This window comes from Oceanobacillus caeni, from assembly GCF_042678465.1.
GTDB lineage: Bacteria > Bacillota > Bacilli > Bacillales > Amphibacillaceae > Oceanobacillus > Oceanobacillus caeni.
This window is the reverse complement of sequence record NZ_JBHTKV010000078.1, coordinates 1-528: the sequence shown is the minus strand read 5'-3', so window position 1 is coordinate 528 and position 528 is coordinate 1. Positions and strand designations below refer to the sequence as shown.

Sequence of the window (528 nt, the reverse complement as noted above, 5' to 3'; positions counted from 1 at the left end):
ACCATCTGCCTCGGCAAATAAAAATTCCAATTCTTTCCCCTTTGGTAAATAGGCAGCTTCCTCTAATTCAGCTAACAATTCTTCATCAGCTTGCGCTTGTGCTTTTCCTACACGCTTCACCATACTTCCCACTGTCGTATGACTAAGATTCACGGCAGTCCATTCACTTAATATGCGTGCAGTTTCTCGGTACGTACTCTCACTAGCCAACTCCGCCACTTTTACTTCAACTAAAGGACTATGTCGCTGATATTTTCTAAATCCAACCCACTCATCAAAAGGATAATGCGCTTTCCCATTGATATCGTGCATTAATGTATGCGTAAAACGAACTGCCCCAAAGATAAAATGAATTGTCTTTTCATCTTCTCGTTCAACCGTCCAACCCTTACTTTGCATTCTTCTTTTTATCGTTTGATTAAGTTGTGTAAATACGCTCCCCATCAGTTTAGTAAGGAGATCATATACATAAATTTGAACATGTTCCTCAAAGTCAATTAAATCATTTGTATCCTTTAATAATTCGCT

General features: G+C 38.6%; 1 protein-coding gene. It reads right to left on the bottom strand.

Annotated elements, in window-relative coordinates; all coding sequences use genetic code 11:
- A partial coding sequence (locus ACFQ18_RS18095) for a UPF0236 family transposase-like protein (RefSeq protein WP_379566896.1) occupies positions 1 to 528 on the bottom strand: 528 nt, incomplete at both ends.